Below are 26359 nucleotides of genomic sequence, written 5' to 3' on the forward strand. Positions count from 1 at the left end.
GGCGGCGCACGGCGTGTTGCGTATGATTTTGGAATTGGAAGGCGAAACCATCGTCCGCGCTGACCCGCACATCGGCCTGCTGCACCGTGGCACCGAAAAGCTGGCCGAAACCAAAACCTACCTTCAAGCCCTGCCTTATATGGATCGTTTGGACTACGTTTCCATGATGGTCAACGAGCAGGCGTATTGCTTGGCGGTGGAAAAACTGGCCAATATTGATGTGCCGATTCGTGCGCAATATATCCGCGTGATGTTTGCCGAAGTAACCCGTATTTTGAATCACCTGATGGGTGTCGGTTCGCACGCGCTCGACATCGGCGCCATGACCGCCATTCTGTATGCTTTCCGAGACCGCGAAGAGCTGATGGATTTATACGAAGCCGTATCCGGCGCGCGTATGCACGCCGCCTATTTCCGCCCCGGCGGCGTGTACCGCGATTTGCCCGACTTCATGCCGAAATATGAATCGAGCAAATTCCGCAATGCCAAAGTATTGAAGCAGCTCAACGAAGCGCGCGAAGGTTCTATGCTCGATTTTATCGATGCTTTCTGCGAGCGTTTCCCGAAAAACATCGACACTCTCGAAACCCTGCTCACCGACAACCGCATCTGGAAACAGCGCACCGTCGGCATCGGCGTGGTGTCGCCCGAGCGCGCCATGCAAAAAGGCTTTACCGGCGTGATGCTGCGCGGCTCCGGCATTGCGTGGGACATGCGCAAAACCCAGCCGTATGAGGTGTATGACCTGATGGATTTCGACATCCCCGTCGGCGTCAACGGCGACTGCTACGACCGCTATCTCTGCCGCATGGCCGAAATGCGCCAATCCGTGCGCATCATCAAACAATGCGTTGACTGGCTGCGCGTCAATCCCGGCCCCGTGATTACCGAAAACCACAAATTCGCCCCGCCGAAACGTACCGACATGAAAGCCGGCATGGAAGATTTGATTCACCATTTCAAACTTTTCACCGAAGGCATGCACGTTCCCGAGGGCGAAACCTACACCGCTGTCGAACACCCGAAAGGCGAGTTCGGCGTTTACATCATTTCAGACGGCGCCAACAAACCCTACCGCCTGAAAATCCGCGCACCGGGCTTCGCCCATTTGCAAGGCATGGACGAAATGGCCAAAGGCCACATGCTCGCCGACGTTGTGGCGATTATCGGTACGCAAGACATCGTATTCGGAGAGGTAGACCGATAATGTTATCCACTGAATCTTTACAACAAATCGATACCGAGCTGGCCAAATATCCGGCCGAACAACGCCGCAGCGCCGTGATGAGCGCCCTGCGCATTGCCCAAAACGAAAAAGGCTGGCTCGCGCCCGAAACCATCGAATTTGTTGCCGACTACATCGGCATCCCGCCGGCGCAAGCCTATGAAGTAGCCACGTTCTACAATATGTACAACTTAGCACCGGTGGGTAAATACAAGCTCACCGTCTGCACCAACCTGCCCTGTGCCCTGCGCGGCGGCATCGATGCCGGCGAATACCTGAAACAAAAACTCGGCATCGGCTACGGCGAAACCACTTCAGACGGCCTCTATACCTTAGTTGAAGGCGAATGCATGGGCGCGTGCGGCGATGCACCGGTGATGCTGGTGAATAACCACAGCATGTGCAGCTTTATGACTGAAGAAGCGATTGAGAAGAAATTGGCGGAATTGAATTAAAGGCCGTCTGAAAACAGCAGCTGCACATTTAAAAACAGGGGAGTTAAATATGAAAAAAATAATTTTGCTATTTTCACTACTTACCTTATCGACCGGTTATGTATCGGCAAATCCAACTGAAACAGAAGCCAAAGCATTTATTTCTGAATTTTATAAGCAATATGTTTTTAGTGGGGCAATTGAAGAGTTGGATGCCAGCAGGGTTGGTACGCCTCGGTTTTTAAGAAAATTAGAACGTGCCTACACAGCGGAATATGATTGTGAGAAGGGTGCTTGTTATGGTGTCTGGGCGTTACGAACAGGGGCACAAGATGGTGAAGGAATAAGTATTATATCAACAATCCAACCGAAGTCTGGTGGTTGGTATCGTGTGAATTATCGTGACATGGGTTGGAAAGGTGTAACCGATGTCAAAGTTGTTGAAGTAAACGGGGTAATTAAACTCGATGATTATAAAAAGATTTATGACAATGTGCGTTGATATAGGATGGTGTGGACATCGCATGTAGTGTGGACATGACCCAACGTAATGACTGAAACCACACCCTCCCAACAAGAAATATTTTTTTCAGACGGCCTTAAATACCCAACACTCCAACAGGCCGTCTGAAAACAGAACCAACCCTAAAACCAAATAGGCAAACCCAAATGGCTATTTACCAAACCGGCGTGATTTTCGACCAAGTCGATGCCTCCCAATCCGATTGCTGGACACTCGACGCCTACGTCCGACGCGGCGGCTACCAAGCCCTGCGCCGCATTTTGACCCAGCCGATGACGCAAAACGAAGTTATCGAAGAAGTCAAAATCTCTGCCCTGCGCGGCCGTGGCGGTGCAGGTTTCCCGACCGGTTTGAAGTGGAGCTTTATGCCGCGCTCGTTCCCCGGCGATAAATACGTTGTCTGCAACACCGACGAGGGCGAACCGGGCACCTTCAAAGACCGCGACATCATCATGTTCAATCCGCACGCGCTGATTGAAGGCATGATTATTGCCGGTTTTGCCATGGGCTGTCCGGCCGGTTACAACTACATCCACGGCGAGATTTTCGAAGGCTACCAACGCTTTGAACAAGCCTTGGCCGAAGCGCGCGCCGCCGGTTTCTTGGGTCAAAACATCATGGGCACGGATTTTTCTTTCGAACTCTACGCCCACCACGGCTACGGCGCGTATATCTGCGGCGAAGAAACCGCCCTGCTTGAATCGCTCGAAGGCAAAAAAGGCCAGCCGCGCTTCAAACCGCCGTTCCCCGCTTCATACGGCCTGTATGGCAAACCGACCACCGTCAATAACACCGAAACCTTCGCCTCCGTGCCGTTTATCATTCGTGACGGCGGTAAAGTCTTTGCCGACAAAGGCGTTGCGGGTGCGGGTGGCACCAAATTATTCTGCATTTCCGGCCACATCGAACGCCCGGGCAATTACGAAGTGCCGCTGGGCACGCCGTTTGCCGACGTATTGGCGATGGCCGGCGGTATGCGCCACGGCAAAAAACTCAAAGCCGTGATTCCCGGTGGCTCATCTGCTCCCGTGTTACCGGCCGATATCATGATGCAGACCAACTTGGACTACGACTCGATTGCCAAAGCAGGCTCCATGCTCGGTTCCGGCGCGATTATCGTGATGGACGAAGACGTGTGCATGGTCAAAGCCTTGGAGCGTTTGAGCTATTTCTACTTTGAAGAATCCTGCGGCCAATGCACCCCGTGCCGCGAAGGCACCGGCTGGCTTTACCGCGTGGTGCACCGCATCGTGCAAGGCAAAGGCCGCATGGAAGATTTGGACCTGCTCGATTCCGTCGGCAACCAAATGGTCGGCCGCACCATCTGCGCCCTAGCTGATGCCGCTGTGTTCCCAGTACGCAGTTTTACTAAGCATTTCCGCGATGAATTTGTGCATTATATTGAACACGGCAAGCCGATGAAGCCGAATAAGTGGTGTTGAGTTTCAGACGGCCTTGGGGCTGAATAGGCCGTCTGAAAAATCAGGCTGCTTTAAATGCCGTCATTCCCGCGCAGGCGGGAATCCACGGTTGAGATGAAGCAGCTTATGTTTATTAAAGTTGCTCAAGGTCTGGGATGGATTCCCGCCTGCGCGGGAATGACGGCGGATAGGGTGCTTGAGCAAGTAGGTTTGGGGCGCGCCTCAACATTAAAACAAGCAAACCTACCTGCTGAATGAAAGAACTTTAAAAAAATTACTAAAGAAATCAGTTTTCAGACGGCCTAGAAGAGAAACATAAGGATAAAAAATGGCTAATCAGCCGCTTGTCAAACAACCTGTTGTCTATATGATGGCGAGCGGTAAAAACGGCACACTTTATCTCGGTGTAACCATGAATTTACGCGAACGGCTTTGGCAGCATAAAAACGGTATCATTCCCGATAGCTTCAGCAGCCGATATGGCGTAAAAAAGCTCGTTTGGTATGAATGCTTTGAAAGTATGCCCGTAGCGATTGCCCGTGAAAAAGCACTGAAAAAATGGCGACGTGAATGGAAAATCAGGTTGATTGAGGAGGATAATCCGGATTGGCTGGATTTATCACACACTGTGATGGCCGGGTAACTGGGCTTTGCCAATCCTCCTTGTGCCGTCATTCCCGCGCAGGCGGGAATCCATGGTTGAGATGAAGTAGCTTATGTTTATTAAAGTTGCTTAAGGTCTGAGATGGATTCCCGCCTGCGCGGGAATGACGGCGGAGAGGGTACTTGAGCTGTCTTAAAGAACCCAGATGTACTAAAAACAGTAAACATGCCGTTTGAAACCTAAAAGAAACTTTTCAGACGGCCTACCGAAAATATTTTTAATCAAAGAAAAAAGTAACTAGGAAACCACCATGTTACAAATCGAAATCGACGGCAAACACCTGACGGTGGAGCAGGGTACAACGGTGATTGAAGCCGCCAACCGGCTCGGAACCTATATTCCGCATTTTTGCTACCACAAGAAATTGTCCATCGCCGCCAACTGCCGCATGTGTTTGGTCGAAGTGGAAAAATCCAACAAGCCGTTGCCTGCCTGTGCCACGCCGGTGACCGACGGCATGGTGGTGCGCACGCATTCGCTTTTGGCCAAAACCGCGCAAGCCGGTGTGATGGAGTTTTTGCTGATCAACCACCCGCTGGATTGCCCGACTTGCGACCAAGGCGGCGAATGCCAGTTGCAGGATTTGGCCGTGGGCTACGGCAAACCGGCCAGCCGCTACACCGAAGAAAAACGCGCGGTGGTCGGCAAAGACATGGGGCCGTTGGTTTCCGCCGAAGAAATGAGCCGTTGCATCCACTGTACCCGCTGCGTGCGTTTCACCGAAGAAATCGCCGGTGTGCAGGAAATCGCCATGGCCGGCCGCGGCGAGCATTCGGAAATCATGCCGTTTATCGGCAAGGTGATTGAAACCGAATTATCCGGCAACGTGATTGATTTGTGTCCGGTCGGCGCGTTGACCAGCAAGCCGTTCCGTTTCGATTCGCGCACGTGGGAGCTCAATCGCCGCAAATCGGTGTCGGCGCATGACGCGCTCGGCTCCAACCTGATTGTGCAAACCAAAGACCACACCGTGCGCCGCGTACTGCCGTTGGAAAACGAAGCCATCAACGAATGCTGGCTGTCCGACCGCGACCGTTTCGCCTATGAAGGCCTGTATCACGAAAGCCGTCTGAAAAACCCGAAAATCAAGCAGGGCGGCGAATGGGTGAATGTGGATTGGAAAACCGCGCTGGAATATGTGCGCAATGCGGTGGACTGCATCGCCAAAGACGGCAACGCCGACCAAGTGGGCATTTGGGCGAACCCGATGAACACGGTTGAAGAATTGTATTTAACCAAAAAACTGGCCGAAGGTTTGGGCATCCGCCACATCGATACCCGCCTGCAACGCCAAGACAGCCGCGTTTCAGACGGCCTGTCGGGGGCGCAATGGTTGGGTCAGAGCATTCAATCGCTGGCAGAAAACGGCGCGGTGTTGGTGGTGGGCGCAAACCTGCGCCAAGAGCAGCCGCTGTTGACCGCGCGTTTGCGCCGTGCCACGCATGGCCGCATGAAATTGAGCGTGTTGGCGAGCCGCAAAGAAACGCTGCACATGCCTTTGTTTGCCCAAGAAGCGGTGCATCCGAATGAGTGGGCAGGCCGTCTGAACGAATGGGCGCAAGACTTGGATCAAGACGTGGCCGCCAGCCTGTCGAATGCCGAGCAAGCCGCGATTATTTTGGGTGCGGAAGCGCAAAACCATCCGGATTACCCTGCGATTTACGCCGCCGCGCAACGTTTGGCCGAAGCCACCGATGCCACTTTGGGCATCCTGCCGCAAGCCGCCAACAGCGTAGGTGCCGCTGCATTAAACGTTAACCAAGGCGACAGCATTCAAGCCATGATTCGCCAGTCGAAGCAGGCCGTTTTGCTGATGAACGTTGAGCCTGAAATCGATGTGGCCAACGGCGCGCAAGCCGTGGCTGCTTTGAAACAGGCCAAGAGCGTGATGGCGTTTACGCCGTTTGTCAGCGAGACTTTGCTGGATGTGTGCGACGTGTTGCTGCCGATTGCGCCGTTTACCGAAACTTCGGGTAGCTTCGTCAACATAGAAGGCCGTTTGCAGTCGTTCCACGGCGTGGTGCAGGGCTTCGGCGATTCGCGCCCGTTGTGGAAAGTGTTGCGCGTGTTGGGCAATCTGTTTGACGTAAAAGGCTTTGATTACCACAGCAGCGAAGAGATTTTGCAAGACGCGCTCAATCAGGAAATCGTGTCGGTGCAACTGAATAACCGCTCAACCTTTAATGGCGAAGCCGTTCAGACGGCCTCGAATCAATTGGTGCGTATCGGCGGTGTGGGTTTGTATCACACCGATGCCATTGTGCGCCGCAGCGCGCCGTTGCAGGCAACCAGCCATGCCGCGGTACCTGCTGCGCGCGTGCATCCGAACACCTTAGCGGCTTTGAATCTTTCAGACGGCCAGCAAGCCGTGGCCAAACATGATGACGTGGGTGTGAATGTGGTGGTGGTGGCCGATGCGGCCTTGCCGGAATATGTGGTGCATCTGCCGCTGCACAGCGACAACGCGGCCTTGGGTGCGATGATGAACACGATTGAATTGGCGGGGGCGTAAACATGCAAGAATGGTTCCAATCCCTGTTTGCCGTGACCTTAGGTTGGGGCGACATCGGCCTGAGCGTCGGCTTGGTGGTGTCGGTGATTTTGAAAATCGTGATTATCCTGATTCCGCTGATTCTCACCGTGGCCTATCTGACCTATTTCGAGCGTAAAGTCATCGGCTTTATGCAGCTTCGTGTCGGCCCTAACGTGACCGGCCCGTGGGGCTTGATTCAGCCGTTTGCCGACGTGTTCAAGCTGTTGTTTAAAGAAGTGACGCGCCCGAAACTGTCGAATAAAGCCTTGTTCTACATCGGCCCTATGCTCTCGCTTGCGCCCGCTTTTGCGGCGTGGGCGGTGATTCCGTTTTCCGAAGAATGGGTGCTTACCCACGTCAACGCGGGCTTGCTGTTTATTTTGATGATTACTTCGCTGTCGGTGTATGGCGTGATTATTGCCGGCTGGGCGTCGAACTCGAAATACTCGTTTTTGGGCGCGATGCGTTCATCGGCGCAAACCATTTCGTATGAAATCGCCATGAGTGCCGCGCTGGTGTGTGTGGTGATGGTGTCGGGCAGCATGAATTTTGCCGACATCGTGGCGGTACAGGCCACAGGCATTGCGGGCGGTTCGGTGTTGTCATGGAACTGGCTGGCTTTGTTTCCGGTGTTTATCGTCTATCTGATTTCCGCCGTGGCCGAAACCAACCGCGCGCCGTTTGACGTGGCGGAAGGCGAATCGGAAATCGTGGCCGGTTTCCACGTCGAATATTCCGGTTTCGCCTTTGCCTTGTTCTTCTTGGCCGAATATATTTTCATGATCCTGATTGCCGCCCTGACCGCGCTGATGTTTCTCGGCGGCTGGTTATCGCCGTTTCCGCAAAGCTGGGGTTTGGTCGGCACACCGAGCGCGTTTTGGATGTTTGCCAAAATGGCGTTTGTGCTTTACGGCTACTTGTGGATTCGTGCCACTTTCCCGCGCTACCGCTACGACCAAGTCATGCGCTTGGGCTGGAAAGTGCTGATTCCGATTGGCTTTTTGTGCATCGTGTTGCTCGGCGGCTGGATGATTTCGCCGTTGAGTTTGTGGAAATAAAATGGCGGGCTGATATCCCCCTGCCCGATTGAAACATATTGTTCAGACGGCCTGAAAGAATAGGCCGTCTGAAACCGAAATTGAACAAATAGAGAACCCGATTCAAAGGGAACACCAATGGCAAACCTAGTTAAAACCTTCTTGCTCGGCGAACTGGTCAAAGGCATGGGCGTGACGCTCAAAAACTTTTTCGCCCGCAAAGACACAATTTATTTCCCCGAGGAAAAAACGCCGCAATCGGTGCGTTTCCGCGGCTTACACGCGCAACGCCGTTATCCCAACGGTGAAGAGCGCTGCATTGCCTGTAAGCTGTGTGAAGCGGTGTGTCCGGCGATGGCCATCAATATCGAATCGGAAGAACGCGCCGACGGCACACGCCGCACCACGCGTTACGACATCGATTTGACCAAGTGCATTTTCTGCGGTTTCTGCGAAGAAGCCTGCCCGACTGATGCCATTGTCGAGACGCATATTTTCGAATACCACGGCGAGAAAAAAGGCGATTTGCACATGACCAAACCGATTTTGCTGGCCATCGGCGACAAATACGAAGCCGAAATCGCCAAGCGCAAAGCCGCTGACGCACCGTATCGTTAAGGAGCGGACGAATGACTTTTTCTGCAATTCTGTTTTACATTCTGGCCGCAATCGTGCTTTACGGCGCCATCGGCACGGTTATCGCTAAAAACCCCGTGCATGCCGCGCTGCATTTGGTGCTGACCTTCTGCGTGAGCGCGATGATTTGGATGCTGATGCAAGCCGAATTTTTGGGCTTGACGCTGGTGGTGGTGTACGTCGGCGCGGTGATGGTGTTGTTCCTGTTTGTGGTGATGATGCTGAATATCGATGTCGAAGAAATGCGTAAAGGCTTTTGGCGTCATGCGCCGGTGGCCGGTGTGGTCGGCGTGTTGCTGGCGGTGGCCTTGATTCTGATTTTGATGAACCCGAAAACCGATTTGGCATCATTCGGCTTGATGCAAGATGTGCCGGCCGATTATGACAACATCCGCGATTTGGGTCGTCAGATTTACACCACTTATCTGCTGCCGTTTGAATTGGCGGCGGTATTGCTGCTGCTCGGCATGGTGGCGGCGATTGCCTTGGTGCACCGCAAAACGACCAATCCGAAATATATTGCACCGGGTGATCAGGTGAAAGTTACGGCCGATGAGAGTCGTATGCGTTTGGTGAAGATGGATGCGGTCAAACCGAGTCCGAAACCGGAAGAAACCGTTTCAGACGGCCAATCATCAGAAAGCGAGGGCAAAGCATGATTACCTTGACGCATTATTTGGTGCTCGGTGCGCTGCTCTTCGGCATCAGCGCGATGGGCATTTTCATGAACCGCAAAAATGTGCTGGTGTTGCTGATGTCGATTGAATTGATGCTGTTGGCGGTGAATTTCAACTTCATCGCGTTTTCACAGCATTTGGGCGACACCGCAGGGCAGATTTTCGTGTTTTTCGTGTTGACCGTGGCTGCCGCCGAATCCGCCATCGGCTTGGCGATTATGGTGCTGGTGTACCGCAACCGACAAACTATTAATGTGGCCGATTTGGATAAACTGAAAGGCTGATTTTCAGGCCGTCTGAAAACGGAATCGAACCATGAAATCAATCGACGAAAAAAGTTTACAACATGCTTACTGCCTGTTTGACAGCGGCGACATTGATAAAATGGAAGTCGGCACCACTCGCGGCTTGCAGCAGATTCATGCTTATTTGTTTGACGGTTTATATGATTTTGCCGGCGAAATCCGCGAGCTGAATATTTCCAAAGGCGGTTTCCGCTTTGCCAATGCGCTGTATCTGAAAGAAGCCTTGGCGAAAATTGAAACGATGCCGGAAAACACTTTTGAAGAAATCATCGCCAAATATGTGGAAATGAACATCGCCCATCCGTTTTTGGAGGGCAACGGCAGAAGCACGCGGATTTGGTTGGATTTGGTGCTGAAGAAAAACCTGAAAAAAGTCGTGGATTGGCAGCATGTCGATAAAACCCTGTATTTACAGGCGATGGAACGCAGCCCTGTCAACGATTTGGAATTGCGCTTTTTATTGCAGGCGAATTTAACCGAAGACGTCGACAACCGCGAGATGATTTTCAAAGGCATCGAGCAATCTTATTATTACGAAGGTTATCAGAAGGGCTGAAAGGCCGTCTGAAAAAGCTGAAACATTTTTTAAATTAAAAGGTTCATTTCTATGAACGACATGACTTTATATTTGATGATTGCCTTGTTGCCGCTGGCAGGCAGCCTGTTGGCGGGCTTGTTCGGCAACAAAATCGGCCGTGCCGGTGCGCATACGGTGACGATTCTCGGCGTGGCGGTGTCGGCGCTGTTGTCGGCTTATGTGTTGTGGGGCTTTATCAGCGGCACGCGCGCGAAGTTTGATGAGAATGTCTATACCTGGCTCACCATGGGCGGCTTGGATTTTTCGGTTGGCTTCTTGGTCGATTCGTTGACGGCGATGATGATGGTGGTGGTGACGTTTGTGTCGTTGATGGTGCATATCTACACCATCGGCTATATGCACGATGAAAAGGTCGGCTACCAACGCTTTTTCAGCTATATTTCGCTGTTTACCTTCAGCATGCTGATGCTGGTGATGTCGAACAACTTTATCCAGCTTTTCTTCGGCTGGGAAGCGGTGGGCTTGGTGTCTTACCTGCTGATCGGTTTCTATTTCAAACGCGACAGCGCGATTTTTGCCAACTTGAAAGCCTTTTTGGTGAACCGTGTCGGCGATTTCGGCTTTTTGCTCGGCATCGGTTTGGTGTTGGCTTATTTTGGCGGCAGCTTGCGTTATCAAGATGTGTTTGCCTATCTGCCGCAGATTCAGACGGCCACGATTCAGCTTTTCCCCGGCGTGGAATGGAGCTTGCTGACAGTGACCTGCATTTTGCTTTTTGTCGGCGCGATGGGTAAATCGGCGCAGTTTCCGCTGCATGTGTGGCTGCCCGATTCGATGGAAGGCCCGACACCGATTTCCGCGCTGATTCACGCGGCCACGATGGTGACGGCGGGCTTGTTCATGGTGTCACGCATGTCGCCGATGTATGAATTGAGCACCACGGCCTTGAGCTTCATCATGGTGACTGGTGCGATTACCGCGCTGTTTATGGGCTTTTTGGGCACGATTCAAAACGACATCAAGCGCGTGGTGGCGTATTCGACCCTGTCGCAACTGGGCTACATGACCGTGGCCTTGGGCGCATCGGCGTATTCGGTGGCGATGTTCCATGTGATGACGCACGCGTTTTTCAAAGCCTTATTGTTCTTGGCGGCGGGCAGCGCGATTATCGGCATGCACCACGACCAAGACATGCGCCACATGGGCAATCTGAAAAAATACATGCCGATTACGTGGATTACCATGCTGCTGGGGAACTTGGCCTTGATCGGCACGCCGTTTTTCTCCGGCTTCTATTCCAAAGATTCGATTATCGAAGCGGCCAAATACAGCACCATTCCGGGCAGCGGTTTTGCCTATTTTGCGGTGCTCGTCAGCGTGTTTGTGACCGCGTTTTACGCGTTCCGCCAATATTTTATGGTGTTTCACGGCAAAGAAAAATGGCGTGAGATTGAGCATCATCATTCAGACGGCCACGATGAACACCATCACGGCTTGGGCAAAAACGACAACCCGCATGAAAGCCCGTGGGTGGTGACCTTGCCGCTGATTTTGCTGGCAATTCCGTCGGTGGTGATTGGTTATATCGCGATTGAGCCTATGTTGTATGGCGATTTCTTCAAAGACGTGATTTACGTCAACCACGAAGCGCATCCGACCATGCAGATAATGGGCGAACATTTTCACGGCGCATTGGGCATGGTGGCGCACAGCTTCCAAACGCCGGTGTTGTATCTGGCAATTGCAGGCGTGTTGGCGGCATGGTTTTTGTATGTCAAAGCGCCGCATCTGCCGGCCAAAATCGCCGCCACATTCAGCCCGATTTACAAACTGCTGGACAACAAATACTTCCTTGACACGATTTACTACAACGTGTTCGCCAAAGGCAGCCGTGTATTGGGTAATTTCTTCTGGAAAATCGGCGATGTGGCGATTATCGACAATGGTATCGTCAACAATTCCGCCAAAGTGGTGGGCGCAGTCGCCGCGCAAGTGCGCAAAATGCAGACCGGCTTTATCTACAGCTACGCCGCTGCGATGGTGTTCGGCGTGTTGGTGCTGCTGGGGCTGACTTTCTGGCGTTTGTTTGTGTAGTAGGTTTCAGACGGCCTCAAGATAACAACCTTAACTGTTTAAATTAAACTAAAAACCACAGGAAAAAAACATGTTTTCCAACCACTTACTCAGCCTGGCCATATGGGTGCCGATTGCCGCGGGCTTGCTGGTATTGGCCACGGGCAAGGATAAGCGTGCGCCTTTGGCGCGTATCATCGCGTTTGTCGGTGCTTTGGCCGGCTTCTTGGTCACGCTGCCCTTGTTTACCGGATTCGACCGCTTGAGCGGCGGCTATCAGTTCACCGAGTTTTATCAGTGGATTCCGCTCTTGAAAGTGAATTACGCGCTGGGTGTGGACGGGATTTCGGTGCTGTTTGTCATTTTGAACGCGTTCATCACGCTGATGGTGGTCGTGGCCGGTTGGGAAGTGATTCAGAAGCGCACGGCGCAGTATATGGCGGCGTTTCTCATCATGAGCGGTCTGATTAACGGGGCGTTTGCGGCACAGGATGCGTTGTTGTTTTATGTGTTTTTTGAAGGCATGCTGATTCCGCTGTATCTGATTATCGGCGTGTGGGGCGGCCCGCGCCGTGTGTATGCGTCGGTGAAGCTGTTTCTCTATACGCTGATGGGTTCGCTGCTGATGCTGGTGGCGCTGGTGTATTTGTCGTATCAGGCGGGCGGCAGCTTTTCGATTGTGGAATTGCAAAACATCAAACAGATTCCGCTGACGGTGCAGCAATTGCTGTTCGGCGCGTTTTTCCTGTCGTTTGCGGTGAAAGTGCCGATGTTTCCGGTACACACTTGGCTGCCGGATGCCCACGTTGAGGCACCGACCGGCGGTTCGATGGTGTTGGCGGCGATTACGCTGAAGCTGGGTGCGTATGGCTTTTTGCGCTTTGTTTTGCCGATTGTGCCCGATGCCGCGCGCTTTTTTGCGCCGGTGATGATTGTGTTGAGCCTGATTGCGGTGATTTACATCGGCATGGTGGCTTTGGTGCAGACCGACATGAAAAAGCTGGTGGCGTATTCTTCCATCAGCCACATGGGGTTTGTGACGCTGGGTATGTTTTTGTTTGTGGAAGGCAGTCTGAACGATTGGGCGCTGAAGGGTGCGATTATCCAGATGATTTCACACGGTTTCGTGTCGGCGGCGATGTTTATGTGTATCGGCGTGATGTACGACCGCCTGCATACGCGCAATATTGCCGATTACGGCGGTGTGGTGAACGTGATGCCGAAATTTGCCGCCTTTATGATGCTGTTTGGCATGGCGAACGCGGGTTTACCGGCCACTTCAGGCTTTGTCGGTGAATTTATGGTGATTATGGGGGCGGTGGAAACCAATTTCTGGATTGGCGCACTCGCTGCCTTGACGCTGATTTATGGTGCGTCTTACACCTTATGGATGTATAAACGCGTGATTTTCGGCGAAATTCACAATCCGCAAGTGGCGGAAATGAAAGACATCAACTGCCGCGAGTTTGCCGTATTGGCGGTGTTGGCAGTGGCCGTGTTGGGCATGGGTTTGTATCCGCAAGCCTTTATCGAAGTGGTGCATCAGGCGGCCAACGACCTGATTACGCAAGTCGCACAAAGCAAGATTTGAGGTGTGTGAATGAACTGGACTGATTTGAATTTACTTCCTGCCATGCCTGAAATCGTGTTGCTGGCGGTGTTGTGCGTGGTGTTGCTGGCCGATTTGTGGATTAGTGATGACAAGCGTTTTCTGACCCACAGCATGAGCTTGATCGGCATTGTGATTGTGACGCTGGTGCAATTGGCGGTGTGGGAAAAGGGCAGCACGTCTTCTTTCCACGGCATGTATATCGCCGACGGCATGTCGCGTTTGGCCAAACTCACGCTCTATGGCTTGACGGCGGGTCTGTTTATTTACAGCAAACCTTACAATCAGGCGCGCGCGCTGTTTAAAGGCGAATTTTACACGCTGTCGATGTTTGCCCTGTTGGGCATGAGCGTGATGATTAGCGCGGGACATTTTCTGACGGCCTATATCGGCTTGGAACTGCTGTCGCTGTCACTGTATGCCATGATTGCACTGCGCCGCGATTCGGCCGCTTCCGCCGAAGCCGCTTTGAAATATTTCGTGCTTGGCGCCTTGGCTTCGGGCTTGCTGCTGTATGGTATTTCCATGGTGTACGGCGCGACCGGCTCGCTGGAATTTGCCAGCGTGTTGGCCACGGCGTTTAACGAAGAAGCCAACGATTGGCTGCTGAAATTAGGCTTGGTGTTTATCGTGGTGGCGATTGCGTTCAAACTCGGCGCCGTGCCGTTTCATATGTGGGTGCCGGATGTGTATCACGGTGCGCCGACTTCGGTGACTGCCTTTGTCGGCACCGCGCCGAAAATCGCCGCCGTGGTGTTTGCTTTCCGCATTTTGGTGACCGGTTTGGGCACCACATTTGAAGATTGGTCGCAAATGCTGGCGATTTTGGCGGTGGCATCGCTGCTGGTCGGTAACTTGGCCGCCATCATGCAAACCAACATCAAGCGCATGTTGGCTTACTCAACCATTTCGCACATGGGCTTTATCCTGTTGGCGTTTATGGCGGGCGCAGTCGGCTTTGCGGCAGGCTTGTATTACGCGATTACCTATGCCGTGATGAGCGCGGTCGGTTTCGGCGTGTTGATGGTGTTGTCGAACGAAACCATCGAATGTGAAGACATCAAAGACTTAGCCGGCCTGAACCAACGCCACGCGTGGTATTCGTTTTTAATGCTGCTGTGTATGTTCTCGATGGCCGGTATTCCGCCGTTGATGGGCTTTTATGCCAAATTCGCCGTGATTAAGGCGCTGTTGTCACAAGGCTATGTCGGCCTGTCGGTGTTTGCCGTGATCATGAGTCTGATTGGCGCGTTCTACTACCTGCGTGTGGTGAAAACCATTTACTTCGACGAAGCCGACCACGACCAAGCTGTCGGCGGCAATTATGCAGTGAAATTCGTGCTGACCGTTAATGCCTTGTTGCTGCTGCTGTGGGGCATCATGCCGCAAACCGTCATCGACTGGTGCGCCGCGGCCTTGAATAATACGTTGTAAACGACGAAGAAAAGCAACGGCAACCTGCAAAAGGTTGCCGTTTTTTGTTAAGATAGCAGGCGTGTTGTTCAGACGGCATATGATATTTTGAGGCCGTCTGAACAACGTTGGGTTTAAACCCAATCACAACCTCGCATAAACCGAAAAGATTTTTTCAGACGGCCTCAAAATATCATATGCCGTCTGAAACCCGAAAGACCAAAATGACCGCATCCATGTATATCCTGTTGCTGTTGGCGCTGATTTTTGCCAACGCACCTTTCTTAACCAATAAGCTCTTGGGCGTGATTCCCGTGGCCAAAAAACATTTCGGCCATCACCTGCTGGAGCTTTTTATCGGCTTCGGCATCACCGCCGCGCTGGCTTATCTGCTCGAATCACGCGCCGGTGCCGTGCATCCGCAGGAATGGGAGTTTTACGCCGTAACCGTGTGCCTGTATCTGATTTTCGCGTTCCCTTGTTTCGTGTGGCGTTATTTTTGGAACGCACGCAACGTTCAATAATGTTTCAGACAGCCTAAAACACTAAACACTTGAATGCCGTCTGGAACCGCCCCTGCAACCTACCCCTCCCCATGAGGGTGAGGGTTAGAGAGAGGGGAAAACTTAAAACACGTAGCCCCGATATTTTCCAGTCACCTGAAACCATTGCACAACTTAGCCTGAAGTGAACCCACCATGACCATCCAAAACCTGTCGCAAGCCAAACTCATTGTCGTTAAAGTCGGCTCTAGCCTTGTTACCGCCGAGGGCAAAGGCATCGACCAAATCGCACTCAACCGTTGGGCGACGCAGATTGCCGAATTGAAAAACAAAGGCGTGCAGGTGATTTTTGTGTCCAGCGGCGCGATTGCCGAGGGCATCAAGCGTTTGGGCTGGGCGAAGCGGCCTACCGCCATCAACGAATTGCAAGCGGCGGCAGCGGTCGGGCAGATGGGCATTGCACAGGCTTACGAATACGCCTTTGCCTACCACGGCATCCAAACTGCACAAATCTTGCTCACGCATGAAGACTTAAGCAACCGTACCCGCTATCTCAATGCCCGCAGTACCTTATTGACCTTAGTTGAAAAAGGCATGGTGCCGATTATCAATGAAAACGATACCGTCACCACCCACGAAATTAAACTCGGCGATAACGACACCTTGGGCGCGCTGGTGACCAACTTGGTCGATGCCGATGCGCTGGTGATTCTCACCGACCAAAGCGGCTTATACGACAGCGACCCGCGCAAAAATCCGCACGCCAAGTTTATCCATCAAATTGAAGCCGACCATCCCGAACTTGAAGCCATGGCCGGCGGTGCAGGCAGCAGCGTCGGCACCGGCGGCATGTACACCAAAGTCACCGCCGCTAAACGCGCAGCCTTAAGCGGCGCAGCCACCGTAGTTGCCAGCGGCCGCGAGCCGAATGTGCTGGTGCGCCTTCAACAAGGCGAATCCATCGGCACGCTGTTCACCAGCACCCACAGCCGTGTTGCCGCCCGCAAACAATGGCTGCTCGGCCATATTCAAATCGCCGGCAAAATCACCGTCGACAGCGGCGCCGCCCGAGCCGTAGCCGAAAAACACGCCAGCCTGCTGCCGGTGGGCTGTATCGGTGTGGACGGCCATTTCCATCGTGGCGAACTGGTGGCCGTGGTCGATCAAAACGGCCAAGAAATCGCCCGCGGTTTAATCAATTACAGCAGCGATGAAACCGCCAAAATCCTGCAAACCGATTCGCATCATATCCATGACAAACTCGGTTATGCCCAAGAAGAAGAGCTGATTCACCGCGACAATATGGCTTTGCGCCGATAGGAAATATAAAGGTCTCAGGCCGCCTGAAACGTGAAGTGGGTTTCAGACGGCCTTTAATATTTATATTGGATACATTTTGCTATGATCCGCACCAAGCCGGATAGTGCAACAGCCTATCCGGTGAGGTGGGCGGGGAAATACAAAATCCCCGCGGCCACGGGGATTTTGTTTGGTACCTGCCTAGGTGTAAAACCTTACAGGAGTTGTACCATGCAATTCACTATCTCTTGGCAAAGGGGTAAGTTGCTGATGGCCTAAAGATTGATGCAAGATTTACCTTAGCGTTTATCATGCTGTTCAGTCAATAACCCGACCACTGAAAAAATAAAACTTTACGCAAATGAAGTTTTTCCGCCTGTGGTTGAATCTGCAGGCGGTTTTTTATTGGCGGTACTTTGCGCGTAAATTTCCTGATTTTTCTGCTAAAATCCATTCCATGACTTCATTTCAGACGGCCTAAGCTATGCAAAAAATCACCTTGATTTGGTTTCGCCGCAATTTACGTCTGTCCGACAATGCCGTGCTGCAACATGCTTTAAAGCGTGGTTTGCCGCTGGCGGCGGTGTATGCTGGGCAGCGGCCGTCTGAAAGCGTGAATCAGCGCCAAGCGGCGTTTCATCATCAGGCAGCGGCGGAATTGTCGGCGGCTTTGGCAGAAAAGGGCGTATCGTTGTTTGCCGTGCAGGGCGATGTGGCGGAAGCCATGCTGGATTTGGCCACGCGTTTGAATGCGCAATATGTGTTGGCCGATGAGGCCTACACACCGTCTGAAATCGAGCGTGACAACCGCATTTGGCGGCTGCTGGACGCGCAAGGCATTGCCTTTGAGCGTTTCAACGACCGCGCCGTCTTTGCCAAGGCCGACATCATGAGCGAACACGGCCGCCCGTATCTTGAATTTGCCCCGTATAAACAGGCGTGGTTGCAGGCGTTTGCGCAGCAGATAGCTGAACACAGGCCGTCTGCATTATCCGAAATTCCATTTCAGACGGCCTTTGCCGAGTTGCCGCCGTTTCCAGAAATGGAACCGATTGCATTGATGCAGCAAGGCGGCGAACAGGCGGCGTGGCGGCAATGGCAGCAGTTTGCGCCGCAATTGGGCGTGTATGCTTTGCTGAAAGATTTTCCTGCCAAAAAAGCCACGTCGCAATTGGGCGCGTATTTGTCCGCCGGCTGTATTTCGCCGCGCGTGTTGGCCGCTGAAGCCGCTGCGAGCGGTGCGCATGATTGGCTGGAAAACCTGATTCGGCGCGATTTTTACCAGCAATGGATGTTTCATCATCCCGAAGCGGCGCAGCAAATGGATGACGACATTGCCGTCAACGCCGATTTTTTTCGCCGTTGGACGCAAGGCGAAACCGGTTTTCCACTCATCGATGCCGCCATGCGTTGTTTGCAGCGCAGCGGCTGGTTGCCGCCGGTGTTGCGGCAGGTAGTGGCGCAGTTTTGGTGCGTGACCTTGCAGCAACCTTGGCAGCACGGCGCGCGTTGGTTTGCGCACAATCAGTTGGACGATGATGCCGCCGTCAATCTCGGCAACTGGCAAACCGCCGCCGGATTGTTGTCGTTGCACACACCGCGCGTGCCGCATCCGACTGTAGCCGCGCAACAATTCGACCCCGATGGCACGTTTATCCGCCGCCATCTGCCCGAGCTTGCTCATCTTCCCAAAGACGTGATTCACGCGCCGTGGCTGGCGCGTGCTGATGTTGACCGGCATGGCTATCCGCTGCCGATGGTGGAGATTTGAAACGTATTGCCGACTAAGAAAGGCCGTCTGAAAATAAAAAGATCAAAAATCGATGCTTTTTCAGACGGCCTAGACGATTCTATTTTAAAAACAATAAACCCTTTAAACCTCAACATTTATGCGCCCCTTCACATTCAAAAAACCGTCTTTCTTCAAAACTTCCGCCTTTTCGCGCCGCCGGATGTCCGAGCGTACGCACTTTGTTGAAAGCTGGCTCAATTCTTACGAACGCTACCGCTACCGCCGCCTGATTCATGCCGTGCGTTTGGGCTTGGCGGTGGTGTTCGCCACGCTGCTGGCGCGTTTGCCGCAGGTCGAACACGGAGAATGGATTGGCATGACGGTGTTTATCGTATTAGGCATGTTGCAGTTTCAGGGCGCGATTTATTCCAAGGCGGTGGAGCGCATGCTCGGCACGGTCATCGGTTTGGGCGTGGGCTTGAGTGTGTTGTGGCTGAACCAGCATTATTTTCACGGCGGCATTTTGTTTTATGTGGCGGTGGGCGTGTTGAGCGCGTTGTCGGGCTGGGCGGCGGTCGGAAAAAACGGCTACATGCCGATGCTGGTCGGCTTGACCATGTGTATGCTGATTGGCGACAGCAGCATGGATTGGCTCGATAGCGGTGTGACCCGTGCCTTGAATGTGTTGATTGGCGCGCTGATTGCGATTGGCGCGGCCAAATTACTGCCTTTGCGCTCGACTTTGATGTGGCGTTTTATGTTGGCAGACAACCTGACCGAATGCAGCCGCATCATCGCTGAAGTGAGCAACGGCCAACGCATGACGCGCGAACGTTTGGCGCAAAACCGCGTCCAAATGAAGCAGATTAATGCGCGTTTGGTGAAAAGCCGCAGCCATCTCGATGCCATGTCGGGCGAGAGCCACATCAGCAAACCGATGATGGAGTCGATGCAGTTGGCACACCGCAAAATCGTCAACAGCACCGAATTGCTGCTCACCACTTCGGCCAAGCTGCAGCAGCCGGAAATCAGCGAAGCCGAAGCCAAACTCATCAGCCGCCAGTTTGCCCAATTGCAGCGCGAATTGCGTTTGACCGTGCGCCTGATTAAAGGCCACTACGCGCGCCGCATTCGTTTTGACAACGGCCCGAATCCCGAATTGGAAAAGCTGGCGCAGCATTTGCCGTTTGATTGGCAGGGTTTTTTATGGCTCGGTGCCAACACCCGCAACGAAGTCTCCGGCTTGGTGATTTTGCTGCAGCGCACCCGCCGCCGCTGGCTCGATGGCTATGAATTGCAGCGTTTGCGCACTTATTTGCTGGAGCGTAGAGCAGGCGAAGTTTCGGAAGAGCAGGCCGTCTGAAAATAAATTTGAGTTTGTCATCAAAAAACGGGGTGGTCTATTGTATGATGATGCCCTTTCGAGAAAACAATAATCTGTTAATATCAGCTTATCCACAAGGCCGTCTGAAAGCCGATGATTCATGTTTTCAGACGGCTTTTGTTTTCCGTTTGCGATTAAATAAGCTAGAATATTGACTAAATAACGACAACCACAAAGTAGAAATAGCATGATCAACCGTTGGCTTTACACACAACTTTGGAAAACAGCACCGCCGCTGATTCGCCGCTACCTAAAAAAACGTGCCGACAAATCGCCTGCTTATTTGGATAACTGGGACGAACGTTTCGGCGCGCCTTTGCACAATCCGGTGCAGCAGCCGATTTGGATTCACGCCGTGTCGGTGGGGGAAACCCGCGCCGCGCAGCCGTTGATTACTGCTTTGCGCCGCTATTTTGCCGATGCGCCGCTGTTGCTGACACAGATGACGCCGACCGGCCGCGCCGCTGCCGAAGAATTGTTCCCCGATGCGCAATGCCGTTACCTGCCGTATGACAAGCCGGAGTGGATTGAGCAATTTTTGCGCGAACACAAGCCGCGGTTTGGTGTGTTGATGGAAACCGAAATCTGGCCGAATTTGATTTATGGTTGTGCTGAAGAGGGCGTGCCACTGTTTTTGGCGAACGCGCGCTTGTCGGAAAAATCGCAAAACGGCTATTTGAAAATCCGCCGTTTGGTCGCACCTGCCATGCAAACTTTGTGTGGCTGCTTTGCCCAAACCGCCGCCGATGCCGAGCGCCTGCACTTAATCGGCGCATCGAATGTGCATGTCTGCGGCAACACCAAATACGATATCACCCCGCCGGAAGGCATGCGCGCGTTGGCGGCAGCATTTAAGGAACGCATCGGCAACCGGCCGGTGGTGTTGTGTGCCAGTACGCGTGCGCACAAAGGCACTGATGAAGCCGAGTTATTATTGAAAGCATGGCAGCGCTATCAAGGCGATGCTTTATTAGTGATTGTGCCGCGCCATCCCGAGCGTTTTCAGACGGCCTTCGATACCGCAGTCGAATTGGGCTTTACGGTACAAAAACGCAGCGACAATGACTTGGTGTCGCCGCAAACGCAAGTGTGGATTGGCGACAGCATGGGCGAATTATTTGCCTATTATTTGAGCGCAGATGTGGCGTTTGTCGGCGGCAGTTTGGTTGATACCGGCTGTCAAAACATCATCGAACCGATTGCCTGCGGCGTGCCGACTTTGTTTGGTCCGTCCACTTATAATTTTGCTGCCGCGTGTGATTTGGCGGTTAAAGCCGGTGCGGCGCAACAGATTAAGAGTGCAGAAGAGTGGTTGCAAGCCGCTGAAACCTGTTTGAATGATGCAGAAGTGAGCAACCGGTTTAGCGGCAATGCCGAAGCGTTTGTGTCGGCACACCGAGGCGCGAGCGAGCGCATGGCTTATGAAATCGGCAAAATGATTTTGAAAAAAGAAGTGCTGCGCTTTAAAAAAGATGATGAAGAAGCAACTGCACCGGTGGTTGTGGGCAAATAAGTTTTTCCACATAAGAAAAAGGCCGTCTGAAACCAATGAACTGCACCCCAAAAGTTGGACACTTCCCCCCAACTTAAAAAGGTGCAGTTTTCTTATGTCCAAATATACACTAGACTTCAAATACCGAGCCGTACTCCATTACCATCAAGTGCACAGCCAACAGCGTACCGCAGACCATTTCAACGTCTCACGCACCCACCTGCGCCGTTGGATTGCCGCCTACCGTCAAGGCGGTATAGCCGCACTTCAGCACCCACAGGCTACGCTTATGAAGACTACGCAGACCAAACGCAACAATCCCTTTATCGTCGACAAACCCGACCATGAAAAAACTCAGGCAGAGCTGATTGAAGAGTTACGCTACATGAGGGCGGAGATCGACTACCTAAAGCACATGAAAGCCCTCAACGAAAAGAACGCCACCAAAGTTGCGAAACCGTTCAAACGCTGAGGGCGAAGCACCTGCTGAAATACTTGTTGCACAGTGCCGGCATACCCAAAAGCAGTTTCTACTACCACATCGGTAAATCCGATCCCGATATGGAAGCCAAAGCGGCGGTGAGTGAAGTTTATCACCAACACAAAGGTCGCTACGGCCAACGGCGGATTGGAGCTGTATTATCGTGGAATAAAAAGAAAGTGCAGCGTATTATGGGATTATTGGGTTTGAAAGCCAAAGTGCGCAACAAAAAATCCTATCGTCCGCAAGTTATAGGAGAGACGTCGAAAAACATCCTTAAGCGTGCATTCACTGCTGATAAAGCGGGAGATAAATGGTTGACCGATGTGACCGAGTTTAAATGCACCGACGGCAAACTGTACTTATCGCCGATATTGGATGTATTCAATCGTGAGATTGTGGCTTATGAGCTCAGTAGAAAGCCGGACAGCAAGATGGTCATGCAGATGCTGGATAAGGCATTCGGCCGTCTGAAAGGGCAGACCCCGCTGCTGCATTCTGACCAAGGTGTGCTTTACCGAACTCAGGCTTATCGGGAAAAGCTGGCGGAGAAAGGCATTGTGCAGAGCATGTCGCGCAAAGGGAATTGCTGGGACAATGCACCGATGGAGAGTTTCTTCGGGACATTAAAAGTGGAAAGCTTCTATCAGGAAGGTGTGTTATCGGTGGCAGAGTTGACCAAAGTGATAGATGATTACATACGTTACTACAATTATGAACGTATTAGTTTGAATTTAAAAAAGCTGAGTCCTGTGGCTTACAGGACCCAGCTTGAACAGGCTGTTTGAGAAAGATTTTTAATTTGTCCAAGAATTGGGGGACAGTTCACAACTAGAGTTAAGGTTTTAGACGGCCTGATACCTTTGTAAAATCCCTATCGTTGGCACATTTTTTCGTTGTGTGCTGCTCGAAAGCTTGCCTATCTAAAGTGATATGTCTGCGCTTTCTGTGCTGTTACAACTTTGAATTGCACTCAAATCTAGGGTTTTGCAAAGGTCTCAGATTTTATTGTTTGGCCGGATTAACGGTTTACTTGGCTGCCGATTACACCCCCCAAGGCTGCACCGCCCAAAGTAGAAGCTGTATCGCCACCCAACAGGTTACCTGCTACGCCACCGACAACAGCGCCGGTTGCGGTGTTACGTTGGGAAGTTGACATACCGCCGGCACATGCGCTCAAAGAAGCGGCAACGGCAATCAGGGCAACGGTTTTGGTGATCATTGATTTCATAAAAGTCTCCAATCCAAAAGGATTTTTGTTGTTCGGTGTTGTTTGGCTAGTATGGCACAAACTTGGTTTAATAATATCTTATAAAAGTAAAGACTCTTTAAACTAAGAAAATTTTTTTATGCGTGACACTTCTTTCGCAGCAGGTGTACACTATGGCGGCAATTTTAGAAGAATAGAGAATCAGCGATGAGTATTTATGCGGTGGCACACATTGTGCATTTATTTTGTGCGATTGCTTTTGTCGGCGGCGTTTTTTTTGAAATGCTGGTGTTGTCGGTTATGCACACCAAGCGCGTATCGCGCGAGGCGCGGCGCGAAGTGGAAAAAGCGATGTCGTATCGCGCCGTGCGGGTGATGCCGCCGGTGGTGATTGTGTTGTTTTTATCGGGCTTGGTGATGGTGTTTGAACGCTATGTGCCGGTGTTTCATCAGCCGTTTGCATCGTCTTTCGGTACGATGCTGTTTCTCAAGGTATTGCTGGCATTTAGCGTGTTGCTGCATTTTGCCATCGCCGTGGTCAAAATGGCGCGCGGCACCTTAACCGTGGGTTGGTCGAAATACATTCATGTTGTGGTGTTTACCCATATGCTGCTGATTGTGTTTTTCGCTAAAGCGATGTTTTATTGGGTGTGGTGATAACGAGATGAAAAAAAAAGGCCGTCTGAATGTTCAGACGGTCTTTTGCTGCAGGATACTAAAATTATTTAGTGGCTGCGTCTTTGGCTTCTTGAGCTGCGTCTTTCGCTGCTTCAACAGCGTTTTCAGCCGCATCTTTGGCATCAGCAGCTGCGTCTTTGGCTACGTCAGCCGCATCGTTTGCCGCATCTTTGGCATCGTTTTTGGCATCAGTCATGGCAGAAGCGGCGTTATCAGTGGCTTCTTTTACTGCAGCAGCTGCATCGTTTGCAGCAGCTTTGGCATCAGAGGCTACGGCTTGAGCCGCTTCTTTAGATTCTTGTTTGGCTTCTTGTGAACAAGCGGCCAAACCGGCTACCATCATCGCAGCAATCAGAAATTTTTTCATATTTTGTCCTTTCATTATCAACGTATCGGTTTTGAGCCGATGGAAAATCATAGCACAGCGTATGCATTGCGACAGCTTTATTTCAATCAAAAATGCCTGAAATAAAAATTTTTTCAAAAAAGTGTTGACAGTAAAAAATCCGGTCTCTATAATACGCAGCTTATCGGGTCGTTAGCTCAGTCGGTAGAGCAGCGGACTTTTAATCCGTTGGTCGAAGGTTCGAATCCTTCACGACCCACCAGATAAAGAAAACCTGCTTAGCAATAAGCAGGTTTTTTTACGCTTGTTGCAAAAGGTTGTACGTGATTCCAGACGGCCTTTACTAGATAAAACAAGCGGTTTCGCGTAAAATATGCGCAATTTTATTATCTTCTCAAAAGGCCGTCTGAATCCGCGGCCTGTCTTTATTTTTGGAAAACACCATGAGCGAACAGCACAATCCGTCTGTCGAGCCGCAACTTGACGAAAACCAAATCATGGCCTTGCGCCGCGAGAAACTCAACGACATCCGCAAAGTACGCAATGCCTATCCCAACGATTTCAAACGCGACAGCTTTGCCGCCGATTTGCACAACCAATACGATGCCTTGAGCAAAGAAGAGCTTGATCCGCAAGCCGTGCCGGTGAAAATTGCCGGCCGCATGATGCTCAAGCGCGCGATGGGTAAAGCCAGTTTTGCGACTATTCAAGATGCCAGTGGTCAAATCCAGCTGTATATCAACAATCAAGGCGTGGGCGAAGCGGCGCACGATGATTTCAAACATTGGGACATGGGTGACATCGTCGGCGCGGAAGGCACCTTGTTCAAAACCAACCACGGCGAACTGACCGTACGTGTGTCGGCGATTTACTTGTTGAGCAAATCGCTGCGCCCGCTGCCGGACAAACACAAAGGCTTGTCTGACCAAGAAACCAAATACCGCCAGCGCTATGTGGATTTGATTGCCAACGAAGAATCGCGCCAAACCTTCATCAAACGCAGCCAGATTATCCAATCAGTACGCAATTTCATGGTGGGCGAGCAATATTTGGAAGTGGAAACGCCGATGATGCACCCGATTCCGGGCGGCGCCACGGCCAAACCGTTTGTGACCCATCACAATGCTTTAGATATTCCGCTGTATCTGCGTATCGCGCCGGAATTGTATCTGAAACGCTTGGTGGTTGGCGGTTTGGAGCGTGTGTTTGAAATTAACCGCAGCTTCCGTAACGAAGGTATGTCGGTGCGCCACAATCCTGAATTCACCATGATTGAGTTCTACGAAGCGTTTTCCGATTACGAACGCATGATGCAAATGGCGGAAGACATCATCCGCAGCGCATCGGTAACAGTTAACGGCACGGCCAAAATCAGCTACAACGGCAAAGAAGTCGATTTGGAAAGCCCGTTTGAGCGTTTGACAATTTTAGGTGCGATTAAAAAATACAACCCGCAGTACACCGACGAGCAGTTGAACGATGCCGAATGGCTGAAAAAAGAAATCGTCAAACACGGCGAGAGCCTGCCGCCATCACCGGGCATCGGCAGCCTGCAATTGGCATTGTTTGAAGGTTGCGCCGAGAGCAAATTGTGGAACCCGACCTTCATCGTGGACTATCCGGTCGAAGTGTCGCCATTGGCACGCGCCTCCGACAGCAAACCGGGTTTGACCGAGCGTTTTGAATTGTTTGTGGTCGGCCGCGAATTGGCCAACGGCTATTCTGAGTTGAACGATCCGGAAGACCAAGCCAACCGCTTCAAATCGCAAGTGGCACAAAAAGATGCCGGCGACGATGAAGCCATGCATTACGATGCCGACTACATCCGCGCGATGGAATACGGTTTGCCGCCGACCGGTGGTTGCGGTATCGGCATCGACCGCTTGGTGATGCTGCTGACCGATGCGCAAACCATCCGCGATGTGATTTTGTTCCCGCAAATGCGTCCGGAATAAAACGTTATTTTCAAGGCCGTCTGAAACGTTCAGACGGCTTTTTTGTGTGCATGATGGTGTACGGCTGCAGTAAAGACGTTGGGATTTCTGAAAATACAACCGTTTAAACAGGCGCTTACACAAATATCAACAATCTGCTACAATTGTTTACAATTCAGACGGCCTGATTGAACAGGCCGTCTGAAACCGTT

25 protein-coding genes and 1 tRNA gene are annotated in these 26359 nt (G+C 52.0%); 24 read left to right on the forward strand and 2 right to left on the reverse strand.

Features of this window, described 5'->3' with window-relative positions:
• Positions 1-22 precede the first annotated feature (22 nt).
• The 21 genes from nuoD (at position 23) to ACM67B_RS00615 (ending at position 22767) form a co-directional block, all read left to right on the forward strand.
• The gene (nuoD, locus tag ACM67B_RS00515) at positions 23-1207 is read left to right on the forward strand and encodes an NADH dehydrogenase (quinone) subunit D (RefSeq protein ID WP_416190486.1); all 1185 of its coding nucleotides are present in this window, start codon (positions 23-25) and stop codon (positions 1205-1207) included.
• On the forward strand, positions 1207-1680 hold the full coding sequence (gene nuoE, locus ACM67B_RS00520; RefSeq protein WP_416189717.1) for an NADH-quinone oxidoreductase subunit NuoE: 474 nt from the start codon (positions 1207-1209) through the stop codon (positions 1678-1680). Before nuoD ends, nuoE begins: the two co-directional genes overlap by 1 nt.
• Before the next feature lie 49 nt (positions 1681-1729).
• Positions 1730-2161: a hypothetical protein gene (locus tag ACM67B_RS00525; RefSeq protein ID WP_416189718.1), complete on the forward strand. Its 432-nt coding sequence runs from the start codon at positions 1730-1732 to the stop codon at positions 2159-2161.
• A 167-nt stretch (positions 2162-2328) separates the two neighbouring features.
• Complete coding sequence (gene nuoF, locus ACM67B_RS00530; RefSeq protein WP_416189719.1) at positions 2329-3624, forward strand: NADH-quinone oxidoreductase subunit NuoF; 1296 nt, start codon at positions 2329-2331, stop codon at positions 3622-3624.
• A gap of 307 nt (positions 3625-3931) precedes the next feature.
• The gene (locus ACM67B_RS00535; RefSeq protein WP_416189720.1) at positions 3932-4246 is read left to right on the forward strand and encodes a GIY-YIG nuclease family protein; all 315 of its coding nucleotides are present in this window, start codon (positions 3932-3934) and stop codon (positions 4244-4246) included.
• 271 nt (positions 4247-4517) lie between these two features.
• Positions 4518-6779: an NADH-quinone oxidoreductase subunit NuoG gene (gene nuoG, locus ACM67B_RS00540; protein ID WP_416189721.1), complete on the forward strand. Its 2262-nt coding sequence runs from the start codon at positions 4518-4520 to the stop codon at positions 6777-6779.
• A 2-nt stretch (positions 6780-6781) separates the two neighbouring features.
• On the forward strand, positions 6782-7858 hold the full coding sequence (nuoH, locus tag ACM67B_RS00545; RefSeq protein ID WP_416189722.1) for an NADH-quinone oxidoreductase subunit NuoH: 1077 nt from the start codon (positions 6782-6784) through the stop codon (positions 7856-7858).
• 117 nt (positions 7859-7975) lie between these two features.
• Positions 7976-8455, forward strand: a complete 480-nt coding sequence (gene nuoI, locus ACM67B_RS00550) for an NADH-quinone oxidoreductase subunit NuoI (RefSeq protein WP_095503506.1) — start codon at positions 7976-7978, stop codon at positions 8453-8455.
• 11 nt (positions 8456-8466) lie between these two features.
• Positions 8467-9132, forward strand: coding sequence for an NADH-quinone oxidoreductase subunit J (locus ACM67B_RS00555; RefSeq protein ID WP_416189723.1), 666 nt, complete (start codon positions 8467-8469; stop codon positions 9130-9132).
• On the forward strand, positions 9129-9434 hold the full coding sequence (gene nuoK / locus ACM67B_RS00560) for an NADH-quinone oxidoreductase subunit NuoK (protein ID WP_095503504.1): 306 nt from the start codon (positions 9129-9131) through the stop codon (positions 9432-9434). Before ACM67B_RS00555 ends, nuoK begins: the two co-directional genes overlap by 4 nt.
• Before the next feature lie 31 nt (positions 9435-9465).
• Positions 9466-10011, forward strand: coding sequence for a protein adenylyltransferase Fic (gene fic, locus ACM67B_RS00565; RefSeq protein WP_416189724.1), 546 nt, complete (start codon positions 9466-9468; stop codon positions 10009-10011).
• A gap of 51 nt (positions 10012-10062) precedes the next feature.
• Positions 10063-12087, forward strand: coding sequence for an NADH-quinone oxidoreductase subunit L (nuoL, locus tag ACM67B_RS00570; protein ID WP_416189725.1), 2025 nt, complete (start codon positions 10063-10065; stop codon positions 12085-12087).
• Between the two features lie 70 nt (positions 12088-12157).
• The gene (locus ACM67B_RS00575; protein ID WP_095503501.1) at positions 12158-13657 is read left to right on the forward strand and encodes an NADH-quinone oxidoreductase subunit M; all 1500 of its coding nucleotides are present in this window, start codon (positions 12158-12160) and stop codon (positions 13655-13657) included.
• 9 nt (positions 13658-13666) lie between these two features.
• Entirely contained in the window at positions 13667-15109 is a 1443-nt protein-coding gene (gene nuoN, locus ACM67B_RS00580) for an NADH-quinone oxidoreductase subunit NuoN (RefSeq protein ID WP_416189726.1), read from the forward strand.
• A gap of 203 nt (positions 15110-15312) precedes the next feature.
• Positions 15313-15612, forward strand: a complete 300-nt coding sequence (locus tag ACM67B_RS00585) for a DUF2818 family protein (RefSeq protein ID WP_373753465.1) — start codon at positions 15313-15315, stop codon at positions 15610-15612.
• Between the two features lie 174 nt (positions 15613-15786).
• Positions 15787-16911, forward strand: a complete 1125-nt coding sequence (gene proB, locus ACM67B_RS00590; RefSeq protein ID WP_416189727.1) for a glutamate 5-kinase — start codon at positions 15787-15789, stop codon at positions 16909-16911.
• A 463-nt stretch (positions 16912-17374) separates the two neighbouring features.
• Complete coding sequence (locus ACM67B_RS00595) at positions 17375-18661, forward strand: FAD-binding domain-containing protein (RefSeq protein ID WP_416189728.1); 1287 nt, start codon at positions 17375-17377, stop codon at positions 18659-18661.
• Positions 18662-18842: 181 nt separating this feature from the next.
• On the forward strand, positions 18843-19985 hold the full coding sequence (locus ACM67B_RS00600; protein ID WP_416190487.1) for an FUSC family protein: 1143 nt from the start codon (positions 18843-18845) through the stop codon (positions 19983-19985).
• 208 nt (positions 19986-20193) lie between these two features.
• Positions 20194-21519: a lipid IV(A) 3-deoxy-D-manno-octulosonic acid transferase gene (gene waaA / locus ACM67B_RS00605; RefSeq protein ID WP_416189729.1), complete on the forward strand. Its 1326-nt coding sequence runs from the start codon at positions 20194-20196 to the stop codon at positions 21517-21519.
• A gap of 94 nt (positions 21520-21613) precedes the next feature.
• Positions 21614-21970: a helix-turn-helix domain-containing protein gene (locus ACM67B_RS00610; RefSeq protein ID WP_416188879.1), complete on the forward strand. Its 357-nt coding sequence runs from the start codon at positions 21614-21616 to the stop codon at positions 21968-21970.
• A 23-nt stretch (positions 21971-21993) separates the two neighbouring features.
• Complete coding sequence (locus ACM67B_RS00615; RefSeq protein ID WP_416188878.1) at positions 21994-22767, forward strand: IS3 family transposase; 774 nt, start codon at positions 21994-21996, stop codon at positions 22765-22767.
• 233 nt (positions 22768-23000) lie between these two features.
• Here the strand turns inward: ACM67B_RS00615 and ACM67B_RS00620 are convergent, their stop codons facing one another.
• Positions 23001-23210 carry a glycine zipper 2TM domain-containing protein gene (locus ACM67B_RS00620; protein WP_416189730.1) on the reverse strand — a complete coding sequence of 70 codons (210 nt, stop codon included), beginning with the start codon at positions 23208-23210 and terminating at the stop codon, positions 23001-23003.
• A gap of 186 nt (positions 23211-23396) precedes the next feature.
• On the opposite strand from ACM67B_RS00620, the gene ACM67B_RS00625 reads away from it, so the two are divergent.
• Complete coding sequence (locus ACM67B_RS00625) at positions 23397-23846, forward strand: CopD family copper resistance protein (RefSeq protein ID WP_095503076.1); 450 nt, start codon at positions 23397-23399, stop codon at positions 23844-23846.
• A 64-nt stretch (positions 23847-23910) separates the two neighbouring features.
• On the opposite strand, the gene ACM67B_RS00630 is transcribed toward ACM67B_RS00625, so the two are convergent.
• A complete protein-coding gene (locus ACM67B_RS00630) occupies positions 23911-24234 on the reverse strand; it encodes a hypothetical protein (protein ID WP_416189731.1) in 324 nt (107 codons plus the stop codon).
• A gap of 165 nt (positions 24235-24399) precedes the next feature.
• Here ACM67B_RS00630 and ACM67B_RS00635 point away from each other — a divergent pair.
• Positions 24400-24475: transfer RNA gene (locus ACM67B_RS00635), tRNA-Lys, on the forward strand.
• Between the two features lie 181 nt (positions 24476-24656).
• Positions 24657-26168, forward strand: a complete 1512-nt coding sequence (gene lysS / locus ACM67B_RS00640) for a lysine--tRNA ligase (RefSeq protein ID WP_416189732.1) — start codon at positions 24657-24659, stop codon at positions 26166-26168.
• The last annotated feature ends 191 nt before the right edge of the window (positions 26169-26359 follow it).

This window comes from Neisseria sp. CCUG17229 (assembly GCF_047839235.1).
GTDB classification, from domain to species: Bacteria; Pseudomonadota; Gammaproteobacteria; order Burkholderiales; family Neisseriaceae; genus Neisseria; species Neisseria brasiliensis.